Below are 1,655 nucleotides of genomic sequence, written 5' to 3' on the forward strand. Positions count from 1 at the left end.
CCAGCCGGTCGCGCAGCGTCTCGGCGCGGGTCTGCTGGTAGGCCACCGGGGCGGGCAGCCGGAACAGCCGGCCGAAGCGGCGGGGTGCGTTCGTCGACAGCGCGGCGACCGCCTCCGGCTCGTGCCGGGCGGCGTTGGCGAGCAGACCGAGCATGGCGAGCACGGTCAGCGTCGAGGTGCCACCCGCGGACAGCAGTGGCAACTGGATACCGGTCACCGGCAGCAGACCGATGACGTAGCCGATGTTGATGAACGCCTGCGCGGTGATCAGCACCGTGATGGTCACCGTCATCAGACGGAGGAACGGATCGGCCGAGCGGGTGGCCACCCGGAACCCGACGTAGGCGAAGAACACGAACAGTGCCACCACCATCAGCCCGCCGATCAGGCCGAGTTCCTCGCCGATGATCGCGAAGATGAAGTCGTTGTGCGCGTTGGGCAGATAGTTCCACTTGGCGCGGCTCTGGCCGAGCCCGACGCCGAAGACCCCGCCGTTGGCCAGCGCATAGGTGGCCTGCCGGGCCTGATAGCCGGCGCCCTGCGGGTCGTCGATGCCGCCGAGGAAGCTCATCACACGTTCGGAGCGGTATCCCTCGACCAGTGCCAGGACCACCGCGATCGCGACACCGGACACGGCGAACGCGGAGAACACCTTGATCGGCAGACCGGCGAACCACAGCAGGGTGCCGATGATGATCGCGATGGTGATGGTGGTGGACAGGTTGGGCTCGAGGATGATCAGCAGGCAGACGAGCAACCCGACCGGCAGCAGCGGGATCAGCAGTTCCTTGAGCGGCGCGTTCTCCCGGCGACGCGAGGCGAGCAGGTGCGCACCCCACACACAGAGCGCCACCTTGACCAGCTCCGACGGCTGCACCGACAACCCGCCGAGGGTGAACCAGCGACGCGCACCACCGCTGAGCGTGCCGATTCCCGGCACCAGCACCAGCGCGAGCAGGAGTGTGGTGACCACCATCAGCGGCGCGGCCAGCCGCCGCAGCAGACGGACCGGCAGCCGCAGGGTGAGGTAGAAGACGCCCATACCGAGGATCGCGAAGATCACCTGCGTGGCGAACAGACCGTAGGCCGAGCCCTGCTTGGAGTAGCCCTCCACCGACGACGCCGAGAGCACCATGACCAGTCCGAAGACCGTCAGCAGCAGTGCCAGGGTGAGGATCAGGTGATACGACGCCAGCGGACGGGCGAGCAGCGTACGCACACCTTCGACCAGCGTCGCGATCACCGAGCCGGTGGCCCGGACCGCGTCACGCGGCGACGGGGCGGTGACGCCTGCGGTCTTCTTGTCAGTCGTCTTCTGGTCAGCGGTCTTCTGGTCAGCGGCCTTCGTGCCGACGGTTTTCGAGCCGGCCGTCTTCGTGCCGGTCTTCTTGTCGGCGGTCGTGCCGTCGCCGGTCGTCGAGCCGGTCGACTTCCCGCCCGCCACGTCCTCATCGGTGGTGTCCCGGTCGTCCGACGCGGCGTCACCCGGTGTCGGGTCCTCGCCGGAGTCGCCGACAACGCTCGCGCGTCGGGTACCGGTGCGTGCGGCCCTCGCGGCCTCGGTGGCCTTCGCTCCGGTGTCGCCCGTGTTCCCGCCCGGTGTTCGGCCGGCTCGGTTCGTCGCACCACCGGCGCGCGCGGCACGCTTGGCGGCC

The 1,655-nt window shown here is 69.3% G+C and carries 1 protein-coding gene; it reads right to left on the reverse strand.

The genetic code is table 11. The features are described from left to right. Nucleotides 1–1,243: putative lipid II flippase FtsW (ftsW, locus tag GD1_RS23880; RefSeq protein ID WP_244883004.1), on the reverse strand; the 1,243-nt coding region annotated here is incomplete at its 3' end. Nucleotides 1,244–1,655 lie beyond the last annotated feature (412 nt).

This window comes from Gordonia desulfuricans NBRC 100010, assembly GCF_001485495.1.
In the GTDB taxonomy this organism is placed as follows: domain Bacteria; phylum Actinomycetota; class Actinomycetes; order Mycobacteriales; family Mycobacteriaceae; genus Gordonia; species Gordonia desulfuricans.